This is a genomic window from Paenibacillus mobilis (genome assembly GCF_058267595.1).
Genome location: NZ_JBZCMS010000002.1, coordinates 459,559 through 474,669, shown reverse-complemented (window position 1 = coordinate 474,669; position 15,111 = coordinate 459,559). Strand labels below are relative to the sequence as shown.

Genomic DNA, 15,111 nt, shown 5'->3' with positions numbered 1-15,111 from the left:
AGACAGGAGAAATACATGTCAGGTTCAGGTACCAAAGAACGGGTGGATGTGCTGCTCGTCGAGCAGGGTTTTTTTGACAGCCGGGAAAAAGCGAAAACGGCCGTCATGGCCGGTCTCGTCTACGACGAGCACGGCCGCGTGGAGAAGGCCGGCACGAAGCTGCCTCGCACGGCTGCGCTGAAGGTGAAGGGTGCGGTGCATCCTTATGTCAGCCGCGGAGGCCTTAAGCTCGAGAAGGCCATCAAACAATTTGAAATCGATCTGCAGGGCCGGACGATGCTGGATATTGGTTCCTCCACCGGAGGTTTCACCGATTGCGCCCTTCAACATGGAGCATCTTACGTTTATGCCATTGACGTAGGGTACAATCAGCTGGACTGGAGCCTGCGCAACGATGAGCGGGTTAACGTGAAGGAAAGAACCAACTTCCGTTATATGACGGCGGAGGATTTGGACGGACCGGAACCCGATTTTGCGAGCATTGATGTATCTTTTATATCGCTGCGGATCATTTTGCCTCCGCTGATGCAGCTGCTGAAGCGACCGGCGGATGTCGTGGTCCTTATCAAACCCCAGTTTGAGGCGGGCCGCGAGAAAGTCGGAAAATCTGGAGTTGTCCGCGATCCCAAGGTGCATGAAGAAGTGGTGCTGCAGATCCTTTCATTAGCGGAGGAGCTCGGCTTCATCATTAAAGGATTAACCTTCTCGCCGATTACGGGGGGAGAAGGAAATATCGAATTTCTGGCTCATTTTGGCCTTGCGCCGGAAGAACCGGAGGAGGGAGCTGCTAACCCTCTGCATGCGTGGGAGCCGCTTGCCAAACAAACCGTTGAACAGGCCTCCAAAACCTTTCGTTCTTCGCCTTCTCATTAATTGAATCATTTGCTTTTTTAAGGCTTCCGTGGAGCTTAGCTCCCGGAAGCTTTTTGCGCGATAAAGCCGCAGACCCCTTTACGGAGGACTTGATTTGCGAACGTTTGTTTGTTTATAATAAAAGCAAGAAACCGGAAATGGGGTGCGCGGATGGGCGGCGGGTCTGATAAATGGTTGATGATCGCCATGGTGTTGGTGATTCTGTTTCTGCTCTGGAGGTCACTTTCCTCCTGGCTGTACCGGCCTGCCCCTTTCCGGCCGGGACACGGTTTTGAAGTAAATGAGGATTTTGAACATACGGCAGCCGTGGAGCTGCTGGAACGGCATGGTTATGAAGTTGTCAGCGGGAAACTGAAGGTTCCGCTGTCGTTTCAATGCGAGGATCAAATGCTTTACAGCCGGCTTTTTATAGATTATGTGGCAAGCAAGGACGGGGAATACTACATTGTTAAGGAAGCCCGCGAAAGATTGCCTCTGGAATGGACAGGCAGCGGGGTAAGAAATGCCCTGCTTCCGTATTTGCTGCTTTATCCGGATTGTGAAGGAATGTTATATATAAACGGCGAAATGAATGAAATTCGCAAGATTCGTTTAGTAAACGAAGAAGAGTATTAGCCATTTAGGCAGTTGGAGGAAATGAATGAAAGGTCTTCGCCATATCAAAATACGAGAAATTATTACCCAGCAGGATATTGAAACTCAGGACGAGCTTGTTGATTCGCTTAGGCAGGCCGGTTTCCAGGTAACCCAGGCTACGGTTTCCAGGGACATCAAGGAGCTGCTGCTGATTAAAGTGCCAACGGATGACGGACGGTATAAATATTCAATGCCGACGGACCAGCGTTATAATCCGGTTCAGAAGCTCAAGCGGGCATTGGTGGACAGTTTTGTCCATATTGACTACACGGGCAATCTGGTGGTCATGAAATGTTTGCCGGGAACGGCAAATTCCGTATGCGTGCTGCTGGATAATATGGAATGGACAGAAATTATGGGAACCATCTGTGGGGATGATACCATCCTCATTATTTGCCGCACGGATGAGAACAGTGTTTCCGTAGTGGATCAAATTATGAGTTATATTTCCTGATCATAAGGAAGTTAAGGAGGGTTTGGCGTGCTGTTTTCTTTATCCATCCGCAATCTGGCCGTTGTAGAGGCCGTGGACATTACCTTTGACCGGGGATTTTTGGTCCTGACAGGGGAGACCGGTGCCGGTAAGTCAATTATTATCGATGCGCTTGGTTTGATTGCCGGAGCAAGGGGGTCTGCGGACTTGATCCGTTACGGCTGCGAGAAAGCCGAGATGGAGGCCGCCTTTGACCTTCCTGCGGAACATCCCGTTTGGGGAAAAATGAAGGAATTCGGGTTAACCGGGGATTCCGGAGAACTGCTGATTATCCGGAGAGATATCAGTCTTCAAGGGAAAAGCACGGCGAGGATTAACGGCCAGCTCGTTAATTTGACCATGTTGAGGGAAATCGGAGAACGTTTGATTAATATCCATGGTCAGCACGAGCACCAAACCCTGCTGAGACCTGAACGCCATTTGGATCTGCTTGACGCCTATGGTTCTTCGGTCATCGCTCCTTTAAAGGCCGATTACCAGGAAACTTATGCCGAGTTTGCCCGGACAAACCGGGAATATAATGAACTCCGGAGCACCAGCCAGAAAATGCTTCAAATGCTCGACATGTACCGTTTTCAGCTGGAAGAAATCGCGGCAGCCAAACTGAAGGCCGGGGAAGATGAATCGCTTGCGGAAGAAAAGCTCAAACTATCCCACAGCGAGAAAATGATGGATGCGGTAGCCGGAGCTTACGAGCAGCTTTACGGACCACAGGGAATTGATGTGATCGCTTCCGCCATATCCCGTTTGGAGGATATTGCTGATTATGACCCTAAAAAAATCAGTCCGCTCGTCGAACAGCTTCAAAATGCATATTATCAGCTGGAGGATGCGGCATTTGGTCTCCGCGACTACCGGGATAATCTGGAGTTTAACCCGGAACGGTTGCAGGAGGTCGAAGACCGTCTGGACGATATTTCCTCTCTGCGCCGCAAATACGGGGATTCCATCGAGTCCATTTTGAATTATTATGAGAATATCCGCAGGGAAACGGATACTTTAGAGAATAAAGATGAAATTCTGGAACAGCTGGAAGCCAAACGGTCAGCTCTGCTTGAGCAGTTGATGTCAAAAGCCGAGGCTTTGAGCGAAGCAAGAAGAAATTGTGCGGCGGATTTGGCCATGCAGATTGAAGGCGAGCTTAAAGACCTGCAAATGCAGCGCACCTCGCTTAAGGTCGAGCTTGGCATGATTGATGATCCTTCCGGCGTTGAATGGAAGGGACGGCGTATCCGCCTCGGCAAACAGGGGATGGATACGGCTGAATTCCTGATCTCGCCAAATCCGGGCGAACCGCTGCGTCCGCTTTCCAAAATCGCATCCGGCGGCGAATTGTCACGGATGATGCTTGCGCTAAAGAGCATTTTTGCCCGGCACGACCAGGTTCCGGTACTGATTTTTGATGAGGTGGATACGGGAGTCAGCGGCCGTGCGGCCCAATCAATTGCCGAAAAGCTTTATAAGCTTTCGTCTTCCTGCCAGGTATTCTCCATTACCCACCTGCCTCAGGTAGCCTGCATGGCTGACAATCAGTTTCTTATTGAGAAAACGGTCACGGGCGGAAGAACGATGACCATTGTGGAGCCGTTAAGTCCGGAAGGCCGCATCAAGGAGCTCGCACGAATGCTTGGAGGCGTTGAAATTACGGAGAAAACGCTGCATCATGCGCAGGAAATGCTTAATTTGGCGCAGGGGCAAAAGGGTATTTTTTAAAGTTAGGAACAATGATTAACAGTAATAAAAGATCAGGCCGGGGGTATCTTATAGTTACGCGATTGGCGACCACCTTTTCGTCAGGCGAAAGAAGCAGAGGGAGCGTGACAGCCATTGAACCGTAACCTTAAGCAAAGGATTCTCGGTCTTTTTGTTGCTTTCTTTTTATGTTTAATTGGTACCACCGCAGCTGCCAAATATCCGTTTTTGACCAGTGAGCTGCGCATGTTTGAGGGGCAGGCGGCGCAGGTGGCTATGGAACTGCCGGTTCAGGCCCAAGCTTCGTTGGACCGTCCGGGCGTCGTCGCCATGGAAGGCGCATCTTCTCTTCAGACGAATGTTGAACCCGGACATTCTCTCCGTCTCACTTCTTTAACCAGTGGCGACACGGATTTGAAGCTGAAGTTATTCGGGAAATTGCCGTATAAAACGGTAAAAGTGAAGGTTGTTCCCGACTTGAAAGTGATTCCTGGCGGTCAGACGATTGGAGTCAAAGTAAAATCGGACGGTATTTTGATTGTGGGTCATCATCAAATCAGCGGAACCAGGGGGAAGGTTTCACCCGGTGAAGAAGCCGGCTTAAAGCTCGGTGATCTGATTACCCACCTCAATGGCATTAAATTATCCGATGCTAAAGAGGTGTCCGGAATTGTGGAGAAGGCCGGCAAAAGCAAAAAACCGCTAGAAGTGACCTTCAAAAGGGGCAATGAAGTTAAAACGACCAAGCTAACGCCCGGCTTTGATGCCAAAGATAAAGTTTGGCGGCTGGGGCTGTACATTCGTGATTCCGCAGCCGGTGTAGGAACCTTAACCTTTTATGCTCCCAAACAAGGGGTCTACGGGGCTCTGGGACACGTGATTACTGATATGAATACCCAGACGCCGATTGTTGTGGGCAGCGGACAGGTGGTTCAGTCCAGCGTTACATCCATCTCCAAAAGCGAAAACGGCGAGCCTGGCGAGAAACGCGCCATTTTTGTTAAAGAAGGCAAACAGCTTGGAACCATCGAACGGAATACCAGTTTCGGAATCTTCGGGAAAATGGAACAAAACCCGGATCACAGCCTGTATGGCGAGCCGGTTCCGGTCGCTTTTGCCGAAGAGGTAAAGGAAGGCCCTGCCGAAATTTTGACGGTTGTTAACGGTCAGCAGGTTGAACGTTTCAAGGTGGAAATTGTTCATGTCGCCAAACAGCATACTCCCGAAACCAAGGGATTGGTTATCCGCATTACCGATCCAAGGCTGATTAATAAAACGGGAGGGATTGTCCAGGGGATGAGCGGCAGTCCGATCATGCAAAACGGAAAACTGATCGGAGCCGTGACCCACGTCTTCGTTAATGATCCTAAATCCGGTTATGGATGTTTTATTGAATGGATGCTTAAAGATGCGGGAATATCTATGGTTCCGAGCAGCACAGAAAACAATCTTAAGGCGGGATAACCCCTTAAGATTGTTTTTTGCTTAATAAGACATAAGTCCTGAACAGGACCTTAGAGGGAGCTGTTTGTGTCGAATTGTAACGAAAAAGCAATGATATTGTAAATAAATAATTAATTATAGCCCACCTTAGAAAAAAAATAAAGAAAAATAATTTTCGACAGAAGGGATTCTAAAGTCGGTGTCGAAAGTATAAGCCTAGGAAAAAAAACTACAAGAAACATTGACACATAATAAGGAGGAATAAGGACTTGCAGAAGATAGAGGTATTGTTGGCGGATGATAATCGGGAGTTTACGAATTTATTGGCAGAATACATTTCCGAACAGGATGACATGGTCGTTTCCGGCATTGCTTACAACGGGGAAGAAGTGCTGCAGGCTATAGAACAAGGCGGCAAACTGCCGGATGTATTGATTTTGGACATCATCATGCCTCATCTTGACGGGCTTGGCGTTCTTGAACGCTTGCGTGAAATGAATTTGAATCCGCAGCCTAAGATCATTATGCTGACGGCATTTGGCCAGGAAAACATTACGCAGCGTGCAGTTCAACTCGGGGCTTCTTATTACATTCTTAAACCGTTTGACATGGATGTTCTGGCCAGCCGGATCCGTCAGCTTGTTAACGTTCAAACCATGGCCAGCGGCAGTGCCCCTGCATCGTCGTTGTTTGTTAAATCCAATAATGTGGTACCTATTGCCAAAGGCAAAAACCTGGATGCGAACATTACGTCGATCATCCATGAAATCGGTGTACCCGCCCATATTAAAGGTTATCAATATCTTCGTGAAGCTATTACGATGGTGTACAATAACATTGAAATTCTTGGCGCAATTACCAAGACGCTTTACCCTGCAATCGCAGAAAAATTTAAAACGACGCCTTCCCGTGTGGAACGCGCTATCCGCCATGCCATTGAGGTAGCCTGGACGCGCGGCAATATCGATTCCATCAGCCACCTGTTTGGCTACACGATTAACATCAGCAAATCCAAGCCGACTAACAGCGAATTTATCGCCATGGTGGCAGACAAGCTGAGAATTGAGCATAAGGTATCGTGAAAGGGCAAGGAAGATTAACGAATTCTCTCTTAGAAAACTAAAATGGTTTAATAAAAAATGAACCTTCGAAATTTCCATTTTTATACCTTCATGGTTTAAAACAGCAAAACAACGAATGCCACTTATAAATTGGTTCTTAAAAAATCGATTAATAAGTGGCATTTTTATGACCGATTGCGTATATTTGACGAATAACTGAGCACGAAACAGCTTTATGTTTTTTTCCTGCTCCCTGTTTAGTTCTCCATGATCTGTATATTGCACTTCTATTTCTGGGATACATATTTCTATATCATTCCAAAAAAGTATAATAACCCATTATATATGACAGATTATGAGTTAAATGAAATCTGCAGCCTGTTTTGGGGATTTTATTTTTCGGAAATGTAATAGCAATGTTAGAAGAAGGTTTGTATAATTGTCTAAAATAATTCATAATAATGTTTAAAAGCTGCCTCACATTAGACGACTTTCGTCGTTCTAAAGCATCAGGAAGAGGGGGTTTTGATTTCTTTCTGAAAGTATAGTACAGTATCTGATGATTAAAGGAGGCTAGCAGCAATTGAACAAACAGAATGATACGCTCTACATCATGACCTACACCTTGAACAGCGGTATCAAAGGAACCGTTCCTTTGTCGCCTGATCAAATCAAGATTTGGATGGAGTGTTATAGAAGCGGTGGAAAATTCGTTACCGAAATCGGTCAAGAATTTTTTGGCTTAAACCCCGATCTGGTCGCCGATTTTAAGGTACATAACAAGTATTCCAGCTATCAGGAAACGATTGTGCCCGTTCAGGCACAGCAAAACTCCAATTTGAACCAACAGCAGCTCTCAAGCGCATATAAGAAAAGTGAATCGTTAATTAAGGTAGAATGTAAATGCGGGGCTTCCTATCTGACCCATTCGCCGCTGAAGAGAACAAAATGGTATTGCAACGAATGTAATGAAATTGTTTTCCTGGATATGAAAAAAGGTCTGGTTGATACGTCAAAAGGACCGGCTCATTATATGACCAACAAATATTTCGTAGAGCGCGATTCTGCGCCCCTTACGTAGGGATCGGACCCAATGTCGGGCCTTCCATAAGAAACGCCTTGTCCATGGAAAGATGGAGCAGGGCGTTTTTGTCATGCTGCAAATGTTGTTTAAAAAAGCTACCTCCGTTTGCCGGGCTTAAGGATTTTTGAAACTCCCGTGACCGCGCAGTAGATGCCGGCGGCGCCAAACAGCGTGAGGGCCTATGGGTAACTCTCTGTTTGACGGTTGCGGCTAGCAAATAAATAAATGAATGAATGAATGAATATAGGTTTGTTAAGGGCAAATGAAGCATTAAGGGAAGAAAAGAAGCTTGTCCTGCAGGGTTATGGTAAAATAACGACGTTGGTTATTCAAGGAAACCCGGTTTTGACAAATCATCGATCAGAAAAGGTGCAGAAGATATGGATCCGAATCCAAAAGCAAACAAGGAAAACGCCAGCGAAGAAACCTCGCTTTCCGTCGACCGTCTGCTGGCCGCCCATCCGGAATGGGACGAATCGGCCAGGCGGCTTATTTTGCAGCTGAACTCCGAAGTTCAAACGCTCAAGGCTGAAAACGAAAGGCTTAGAAAAGCCGTTTTGGCCGGGCGGGCAAAGGGACCCAAGATGTCGACCAAACTTCGGGATGCGCTGTATGAATAGAAGAAGGACACAAACACTAAACCTTATAGAAGAATAATGGAGGAGATAAACATGTCAATCACTTGTGATGTAGCCGTTTTGGGCGGGGGAACCGGAGGATACATAGCGGCCATTCGCGCCGCACAGCTGGGGAAAGAGGTTATCGTGGTCGAACAGGACAAGCTGGGCGGAACCTGCCTGCACAGGGGCTGCATTCCGAGCAAAAGCTTGCTGCGGAGCGCGGAGCTGTTTGCGCAGATGAAAGAAAGCGAAAGCTACGGAATTGAGACGCAAGGCGTAGCCCTGGCTTTTCCGAAAGTACAGGCTCGTAAATCCGCGATCGTCGAGCAGCTGCACAAAGGGGTGCAGTATTTGATGAAAAAGCATAAAATCACGGTCATTCAAGGAAGAGGACGGATTATCGGGCCTTCCATCTTTTCTCCAAAAAGCGGAGCGTTGGCGGTAGAACTTGCAGACGGAGAGATGGAAACGATCGTTCCGGCCAATTTGATCATTGCGACGGGTTCGCGTCCGCGTTATCTGCCGGGTATGGAGCCTGACGGACAATATATCCTGAGCAGCGATGAGGCGTTGGAAATGTCGGCGCTGCCTTCGTCCATCCTGATCGTGGGCGGCGGTGTCATCGGCGTAGAGTGGGCTTCGATGCTGCATGACTTCGGTGTCAGCGTCACGGTAGTTGAAGCGGCTCCCCAGCTGCTGCCGAATGAAGACAAGGACGTGGCCAAAGAGTTGAAACGCCTGTTTGAACGCCGGGGCATCAAGGTGCTGACCGGAGCCAAAATCAAACCCGAAACGCTGCAAAAGGAAAACGGCATGGTAACGATCCAAGCGGATTTAGGCGGGAAAGAAACGGAGCTATCCGCGGATAAGCTGCTGCTGTCGATCGGCCGCCAGGCCAACGTGGAGGGCATCGGACTGGAAAATACCGATGTTGCGCTGAAGGACGGTTTTATCCGCGTAAACGAACAGATGCAAACAACCGAACCGCATATTTACGCGATCGGCGACTGCATCGGCGGCCTGCAGCTGGCGCATGCGGCCAGCCATGAAGGCATTACGGCCGCGGAGCATCTGGCCGGCGAACCTTCCCGCATGAAGGCAAACGCCCTTCATACGCCGCGCTGCGTATATACCAGACCGGAGGTAGCTTCCGTGGGCATGACCGAGCAGGACGCAAAGGACAAAGGTTTTAACGTGAAGGTCGGTAAGTTTCCTTTTTCCGCTATTGGCAAAGCTCTTGTATACGGGGAGAAAGACGGGTTCGTCAAAATGATCGCGGATGCAAAAACCGGGGATCTGCTCGGCGTGCATATGATCGGCCCGCACGTGACTGATCTGATCAGCGAAGCGGCACTGGCTCAGGTGCTGGACGCCACGCCGTGGGAAATCGGCCATACGGTGCACGCGCACCCTACTCTTGCGGAGATTATGGGCGAAGCGGCCCTTGCGGTGGATGGACTTTCCCTGGGGATGTAAAGGAATCAGAAGTAATATTTTCTTTTTGCGGAAAAAGCGATTATAATAGAGTTACCCCAAGTCTTAGTACCAGGTTTTAAAACTTGGCTACTATTCTTAGGAGGGAAATCGTTGGCTGGTCTGTATCTCTCTTTTTGAAGGAAAATCGGCAGGTCGCAAAGCCAAAAAGAAATGGAGGCAACTCCCTATGAATGCTAAAACAGCTTTGGATCAAAAACCTAAACATGAGCAGCTTGGGCTTTCGGATGAGAAAGTCGTGGAAATGTACAAATATATGCTGCTCTCACGCAAATACGATGAACGGCTTTTGCTGCTGCAGCGGGCGGGGAAAATCAATTTCCACGTTTCAGGCATCGGGCAGGAAGTGGCGCAGGTCGCTTCCGCGTTTGCCCTGGACCGGGACCGGGATTATTTCCTCCCCTACTACCGGGATTACGGTTTTGTGTTGTCGGTGGGCATGACGTTAAAAGAACTGATGCTTTGCGCTTTCGCCAAAGCCGAGGACCCGAACAGCGGCGGACGGCAGATGCCGGGCCACTTCGGCTCCAAGAAACTTCGTATCGTTACGGGCTCAAGCCCTGTAACCACACAGGTGCCGCACGCCGTTGGCGTTGCGCTGGCAGCTAAAATGCAGAAGCAAGACATCGTGTCTTTCGTCACGTTTGGCGAAGGCTCGAGCAACCAGGGTGATTTCCATGAAGGCAGCAATTTTGCAGGCGTTCATAAGCTGCCCGTCATCATCATGTGCGAAAACAACCAATACGCGATTTCCGTGCCGATTCACAAGCAGCTCGCGGGCAAAGTCAGCGATCGCGCATTGGGATACGGTTTCCCGGGCCTCCGCGTGGATGGCAACGACGCGCTTGAGGTTTACCGCGTAGTTAAAGAAGCCAGAGAACGTGCGGTGCGCGGCGAAGGGCCGACGCTGATTGAAGCGATGATGTATCGCCTTTCCCCTCATTCAACTTCGGATAATGATCTTGCTTACCGGACAAAAGAAGAGGTGGAGGAAAACCGCAGGAAAGACGGCATTCCGAGATTCAAGCAGTATCTGATCGAATGTGGCTTGTGGTCGGAGGAGCAGGAGGAAGCTTATGCGAAAGAGCTTTCCGAACAGCTGAAGGAAGCGATCGAATATGCGGACCGGGCTCCTTTCCCGAAACCGGAAGATACGCTGCTTCATGTCTATGCCGACGAGGGGGAGGAATAAGAGATGCCGGTAATGGAATATATCGACGCCATCCGTTTGGCGATGAAAGAAGAAATGGAACGTGATGACCGGGTGTTTGTGCTCGGCGAGGATGTAGGCGTTAAAGGCGGCGTATTTACGACAACCAAAGGACTGCAGGAGCAGTTCGGGGAAGACCGGGTCATGGATACGCCATTGTCCGAATCCGCTATCGCAGGGGTAGCCATTGGCGCGGCCATGTACGGCATGAGACCGATTGCCGAAATGCAGTATTCGGATTTTATGCTGCCGGCCACCAACCAGATTATTAGCGAAGCGGCTAAGATCCGCTATCGCTCCAACAATGACTGGAGCTGCCCTGTCGTTGTGCGCGCGCCGATCGGCGGCGGGATTTTCGGGGGCTTGTACCATTCCCAATGTCCGGAGTCCATTTTCTTTGGAACGCCGGGATTAAAGATCGTAGCCCCTTATTCGGCTTATGACGCCAAAGGCTTGCTGAAGGCTGCGATCCGCGATGCGGATCCGGTGCTTTTTTTCGAGAACAAAAAATGCTACAAGCTCATCAAAGAAGATGTGCCTGAAGATGATTATATCGTGGAAATCGGCAAAGCTAATGTGCTGCGCGAAGGCGACGACATTACGGTGATCGGCTACAGCCTGCCGCTTCATTTTGCGATGCAGGCTGCGGAGGAGCTGGAAGTCGAACAAGGCATTACCGCACATATCCTCGATCTGCGGACGATCCAGCCGCTTGACCGCGAAGCGATTATTGCGGCTGCGCGCCGTACGGGCAAGGTGCTGATCGTGCATGAGGACAACAAAACCGGCGGCGTCGGCGGAGAGGTTTCGGCCATTATCGCCGAAGAATGCCTGTTCGAGCTCGATGCGCCGATTAAACGGCTGTGCGGGCCGGACGTTCCGGCGATGCCGATCAGCCCTCCGATGGAGAAATTTTTTATGCTGAGCAAAGACAAAGTGAAAGAAGCGATGTTGGAGCTTGCGCTTTATTAAGGCCTTAAGAGCCTAGTTATGCTGTTTGCATCAGCCGCCCTCTGGCGGCTTTGATTTCGTATACCCGCTGTTTAGGAGCAGTTAAACCAAGACCCAGTGCAGCCCGCCGGGGAACCGCGGCTATAGGCGCAAACCTGAAGTCTCCGGGCTGCAGACAGGAGTGATATTAATGCCATCTACCAAACAATCTATTGAAGTGGTTATGCCACAGCTTGCAGAATCCCTCGTGTCGGCGACGATCGGCAAATGGCTGAAAAAACCGGGCGATCCGGTGGAAGCCTATGAACCGATTTGCGAAGTCATTACGGATAAAGTCAACGCCGAAATTCCATCCACCATCGACGGCGTGATGGTCGAGCTTCGGGCTGCGGAAGGAGAAACCATCAGCGTAGGCGAGGTGATCTGCGTCATCGAAACCGGAGCTGAAGGAAACGGAGCCGGTGCGGCCGGAGGTAACGAAAATTCGGGCGCAGCGGCATCGGCAGCGCCTGCATCGGCGCAGAGCGCTCCAGCAGGTCAAGCCGCATCGCAGGCGGCCGGCGACCAAAGCCAGCGCGGGCGTTATTCCCCTGCGGTTCAAACGCTTGCCGCCGAGCATGGCATCAACCTGCAGCAGGTTAGCGGCACAGGGATGGGCGGCCGGATTACGCGCAAAGACGTGCTGGCTTACATTGAACGCGGAGGAGCAGCGGGGGCCCCGGCACAGGAGCCGGTAGCTCATATCAGCCAGGCTTCGTCCGCTGCTCCACAAGGCGCACCGGTAACCCAGCAGCCAGCGCAAACGGCTCCGCAAAGTCCCGTGCCTGCAGCTATCCCTGCACAGCCTGGGCAGGCCGCTTCTGAGCCGGTCCGCCATTCGGGCCTTCACCTGACGGAAATGCCGAGAATTCCGAAGATCGAAGTGGAAGGCGGCCAGTCTGAATATTTTATCGACGTAACGCCTGTCCGCAACACGATTGCGACCCGAATGCGCCAGAGCGTTTCGGAAATTCCGCATGGCTGGATGATGATCGAAGTCGATGTGACCAATCTCGTTCAGCTGCGCAATAAGCTGAAGGATGAATTTTTCCGCAAAGAAGGCATTAATCTGACTTACCTGGCTTTCCTGCTGAAAGCGGTCGTCAATGCAATCAAAGATTATCCGATTATGAACTCCGTCTGGGCAGTGGATAAAATCATCGTCAAACGCGATATCAACATCTCGCTCGCCGTCGGAACCGAAGATTCGGTTATGACGCCGGTGATCAAAAAAGCCGATCAGAAAAACATCGCAGGCCTTGCCCGCGAAGTGGAAGAGCTGGCCCGCAAAACGCGCGAAGGCAAGCTGAAGCTGGACGATATGCAGGGCGGTACTTTTACGGTCAATAACACCGGCTCTTTCGGTTCGATTCTGTCCCAGCCGATTATCAACTATCCGCAGGCAGCGATTCTGACCTTCGAATCCATCGTGAAAAAACCGGTTGTTATCAACGATATGATCGCGGTCCGTTCCATGGCCAATCTCTGTTTGTCTTTGGATCACCGGATTTTGGACGGCGTCATTTGCGGACGTTTTATGCAGCGGGTTAAAGATAATCTGGAGAGCATGTCGCTGGAGAATACCAAGTTATACTAATAAGCATAAGCAGGGGAATTGAGCGGAGCGGCGGTCATCTTGGAGTGACGAGCTCCGCTTGCTGCCTTTGTGGGGAGTACGGGGGCCATCCTCGGGGCAAGGGGACCAAGGGGTCAGGCTCTACGGGCCGGTATTTCTGCCGAACGGTAATTTTACTGAATCGGTACTCCTACTGGAAAAGAAATGGTTCAATGAACGCCATCAGCGCGGAACCCAAAATGGCAATCAGCATGACATAAACAAATACCTTCATCGATTTTTTTGGCATGCAGAGGCCCTCCTAATGTTTTATAATTAGAGACAATTCAGTTCATTTCCGGCTCGTCCTCATTTTATCGTAAAGAAGAAAGCGGGGAAAGTAAAGTGATTAACCAAGAGCGACTAATAAAGCTGTTTCTGGAGCTTGTGCAGGTGGACAGCGAAACCGGCCAGGAACGTCAGATTGCCGATCTGCTGATCCGCAAATTCGAGCAGCTGGGCCTGCAGGTAGTGGAGGATGACTCTCAGACCGTGACCGGTCACGGTGCAGGAAACCTCATTGCCACGCTGCCGGCAAACGGGGCGGCGCATGCCGATCCGATCTTTTTTACCTGCCATATGGATACGGTAATGCCGGGTAAAGGTATTAAACCGGTAATTACGGAGGACGGCTGGATCCGCAGCGACGGAACTACGATTTTAGGTTCGGACGATAAAGCGGGTCTGGCTTCCCTGCTCGAAGTGATCCAGGTACTGAAGGAAACCAACGTGCCGCACGGTCAAATCCAATTCGTCATTACGGTTGGCGAGGAGTCCGGTCTGGTCGGCGCGAGAGCGATGGATCCCAAGCAGATGAACGCCAAGTTTGGCTACGCCCTCGACTCCAACGGGGAGGTTGGTTCAATTTGCATCGCGGCCCCTACGCAAGCCAAACTGGAGATTGAAATTTATGGCCGTTCCGCTCATGCCGGCGTAAATCCGGAGGACGGAATCAGCGCCATCCAGGTGGCCGGCAAAGCGATTGCCCGAATGAACCTGGGCCGCATCGACAGCGAAACCACCGCCAACATCGGGAAATTCGAAGGCGGAGGCGCGACCAACATTGTGCCTGATTATGTGAAGCTATATGCAGAAGCGCGCAGCGTCGTGCAGGAAAAGGTGGAAAAGCAAATCGCCGACATGAAGGAAGCCGTCGAATCGGCCTGCCGGGATTACGGCGCGCGCGGCGAAGTGCACAGCCGGATCGTTTATCCGGCTTACCGTTATGACGACGGCGATGCAGTTGTCCAGCTGGCGAAAAAAGCCGCAGGCGTTCTTGGTTTCTCCGGCCGGACCTTTGTGTCCGGAGGCGGCAGCGACGCTAACGTCTTTAATGGGCATGGCATACCGACCGTTAATTTGGCCGTCGGCTACGAGAATATTCATACCACCTCCGAGCAGATTAAAGCGGAGGACATCGGGAAAGCGGCCCAATTTGTCCTGGAAATTATCAAACAGACGGCAAATCCTTCCTGATTACCGATCGAGCATGAACCACTTTTATTTCGTAATAAGCGGTTCCAGCCCGCGCCAAACCGGCGCGGGCTTTTATGGCAAGGCGATACGGCTTGTCAGGAAATCCGGCTCTGGGCTGCAGCCCTTTCGGCATGAAGGGAATGTTTTTACGGCCGGGAAGTTGTGCCGCCTGTTTGTTCCTGAATCCAATCCTTCAATAAAAGGCCGGACTTCGCCTGTCGTTCCCACTGTTTGAGGAAATGGCGGATTTGCCAGGCTTTGCCCGATAAACGGATTTCGTCTTGCGACAAATAGCTTTTCATGGATTAAACTCCTTCTGTTCGAGGTTATAGTAAGACCATATGAGCTTGCTGGACAAGTTATGCTCAAGAAATCCAAAACCGGATATGAAACCTCCATCCTACAATTCTGTATGCGCAAAAAA

At 50.4% G+C, this 15,111-nt stretch carries 15 protein-coding genes; 13 read left to right on the top strand and 2 right to left on the bottom strand.

Annotation, left to right across the window (positions count from 1 at the left end; translation table 11 throughout):
• The first annotated feature begins 15 nt into the window (after positions 1 to 15).
• From AC3ZPD_RS05440 to AC3ZPD_RS05385, 12 genes are all read left to right on the top strand, one after another.
• On the top strand, positions 16 to 873 hold the full coding sequence (locus tag AC3ZPD_RS05440; RefSeq protein WP_490983249.1) for a TlyA family RNA methyltransferase: 858 nt from the start codon (positions 16 to 18) through the stop codon (positions 871 to 873).
• A 150-nt stretch (positions 874 to 1,023) separates the two neighbouring features.
• Positions 1,024 to 1,488 (top strand): hypothetical protein, encoded by a 465-nt coding sequence (locus AC3ZPD_RS05435; protein ID WP_490983248.1) that lies wholly within the window; start codon positions 1,024 to 1,026, stop codon positions 1,486 to 1,488.
• 25 nt (positions 1,489 to 1,513) lie between these two features.
• A complete protein-coding gene (gene ahrC, locus AC3ZPD_RS05430; protein WP_490983247.1) occupies positions 1,514 to 1,963 on the top strand; it encodes a transcriptional regulator AhrC/ArgR in 450 nt (149 codons plus the stop codon).
• A gap of 27 nt (positions 1,964 to 1,990) precedes the next feature.
• Complete coding sequence (gene recN, locus AC3ZPD_RS05425) at positions 1,991 to 3,715, top strand: DNA repair protein RecN (RefSeq protein ID WP_490983246.1); 1,725 nt, start codon at positions 1,991 to 1,993, stop codon at positions 3,713 to 3,715.
• Between the two features lie 114 nt (positions 3,716 to 3,829).
• Positions 3,830 to 5,158, top strand: coding sequence for a SpoIVB peptidase (gene spoIVB, locus AC3ZPD_RS05420; RefSeq protein ID WP_490983245.1), 1,329 nt, complete (start codon positions 3,830 to 3,832; stop codon positions 5,156 to 5,158).
• Positions 5,159 to 5,406: 248 nt separating this feature from the next.
• Positions 5,407 to 6,219 (top strand): sporulation transcription factor Spo0A, encoded by an 813-nt coding sequence (gene spo0A / locus AC3ZPD_RS05415; protein WP_490983244.1) that lies wholly within the window; start codon positions 5,407 to 5,409, stop codon positions 6,217 to 6,219.
• A 592-nt stretch (positions 6,220 to 6,811) separates the two neighbouring features.
• Entirely contained in the window at positions 6,812 to 7,279 is a 468-nt protein-coding gene (locus AC3ZPD_RS05410; RefSeq protein WP_490983438.1) for a hypothetical protein, read from the top strand.
• A 383-nt stretch (positions 7,280 to 7,662) separates the two neighbouring features.
• Complete coding sequence (locus tag AC3ZPD_RS05405; RefSeq protein WP_490983243.1) at positions 7,663 to 7,902, top strand: Ni2+-binding GTPase; 240 nt, start codon at positions 7,663 to 7,665, stop codon at positions 7,900 to 7,902.
• 51 nt (positions 7,903 to 7,953) lie between these two features.
• Entirely contained in the window at positions 7,954 to 9,378 is a 1,425-nt protein-coding gene (gene lpdA / locus AC3ZPD_RS05400) for a dihydrolipoyl dehydrogenase (RefSeq protein ID WP_490983242.1), read from the top strand.
• A 187-nt stretch (positions 9,379 to 9,565) separates the two neighbouring features.
• The gene (locus tag AC3ZPD_RS05395) at positions 9,566 to 10,588 is read left to right on the top strand and encodes a thiamine pyrophosphate-dependent dehydrogenase E1 component subunit alpha (protein ID WP_490983241.1); all 1,023 of its coding nucleotides are present in this window, start codon (positions 9,566 to 9,568) and stop codon (positions 10,586 to 10,588) included.
• A 3-nt stretch (positions 10,589 to 10,591) separates the two neighbouring features.
• Positions 10,592 to 11,578 carry an alpha-ketoacid dehydrogenase subunit beta gene (locus AC3ZPD_RS05390; RefSeq protein WP_490983240.1) on the top strand — a complete coding sequence of 329 codons (987 nt, stop codon included), beginning with the start codon at positions 10,592 to 10,594 and terminating at the stop codon, positions 11,576 to 11,578.
• A 169-nt stretch (positions 11,579 to 11,747) separates the two neighbouring features.
• Complete coding sequence (locus AC3ZPD_RS05385; protein ID WP_490983239.1) at positions 11,748 to 13,193, top strand: dihydrolipoamide acetyltransferase family protein; 1,446 nt, start codon at positions 11,748 to 11,750, stop codon at positions 13,191 to 13,193.
• Positions 13,194 to 13,362: 169 nt separating this feature from the next.
• Here the strand turns inward: AC3ZPD_RS05385 and prli42 are convergent, their stop codons facing one another.
• Complete coding sequence (gene prli42, locus AC3ZPD_RS05380) at positions 13,363 to 13,461, bottom strand: stressosome-associated protein Prli42 (protein WP_490983238.1); 99 nt, start codon at positions 13,459 to 13,461, stop codon at positions 13,363 to 13,365.
• Positions 13,462 to 13,556: 95 nt separating this feature from the next.
• On the opposite strand from prli42, the gene AC3ZPD_RS05375 reads away from it, so the two are divergent.
• Complete coding sequence (locus tag AC3ZPD_RS05375) at positions 13,557 to 14,687, top strand: M20/M25/M40 family metallo-hydrolase (RefSeq protein WP_490983237.1); 1,131 nt, start codon at positions 13,557 to 13,559, stop codon at positions 14,685 to 14,687.
• A gap of 146 nt (positions 14,688 to 14,833) precedes the next feature.
• On the opposite strand, the gene mciZ is transcribed toward AC3ZPD_RS05375, so the two are convergent.
• Positions 14,834 to 14,989 (bottom strand): Z-ring formation inhibitor MciZ, encoded by a 156-nt coding sequence (mciZ, locus tag AC3ZPD_RS05370; protein ID WP_490983236.1) that lies wholly within the window; start codon positions 14,987 to 14,989, stop codon positions 14,834 to 14,836.
• Positions 14,990 to 15,111: the final 122 nt, after the last annotated feature.

Excerpts from the sequence above, each read along its gene's own strand:
- AC3ZPD_RS05440 (WP_490983249.1), top strand. The coding sequence starts at position 16 with ATGTCAGGTTCAGGTACCAAAGAACGGGTGGATGTGCTGCTCGTCGAG.
- AC3ZPD_RS05435 (WP_490983248.1), top strand. The coding sequence starts at position 1,024 with ATGGGCGGCGGGTCTGATAAATGGTTGATGATCGCCATGGTGTTGGTG.
- ahrC (WP_490983247.1), top strand. The coding sequence starts at position 1,514 with ATGAAAGGTCTTCGCCATATCAAAATACGAGAAATTATTACCCAGCAG.
- AC3ZPD_RS05410 (WP_490983438.1), top strand. The coding sequence starts at position 6,812 with ATGACCTACACCTTGAACAGCGGTATCAAAGGAACCGTTCCTTTGTCG.
- AC3ZPD_RS05405 (WP_490983243.1), top strand. The coding sequence starts at position 7,663 with ATGGATCCGAATCCAAAAGCAAACAAGGAAAACGCCAGCGAAGAAACC.
- lpdA (WP_490983242.1), top strand. The coding sequence starts at position 7,954 with ATGTCAATCACTTGTGATGTAGCCGTTTTGGGCGGGGGAACCGGAGGA.
- AC3ZPD_RS05395 (WP_490983241.1), top strand. The coding sequence starts at position 9,566 with ATGAATGCTAAAACAGCTTTGGATCAAAAACCTAAACATGAGCAGCTT.
- AC3ZPD_RS05390 (WP_490983240.1), top strand. The coding sequence starts at position 10,592 with ATGCCGGTAATGGAATATATCGACGCCATCCGTTTGGCGATGAAAGAA.
- AC3ZPD_RS05385 (WP_490983239.1), top strand. The coding sequence starts at position 11,748 with ATGCCATCTACCAAACAATCTATTGAAGTGGTTATGCCACAGCTTGCA.
- prli42 (WP_490983238.1), bottom strand. The coding sequence starts at position 13,461 with ATGCCAAAAAAATCGATGAAGGTATTTGTTTATGTCATGCTGATTGCC.
- mciZ (WP_490983236.1), bottom strand. The coding sequence starts at position 14,989 with ATGAAAAGCTATTTGTCGCAAGACGAAATCCGTTTATCGGGCAAAGCC.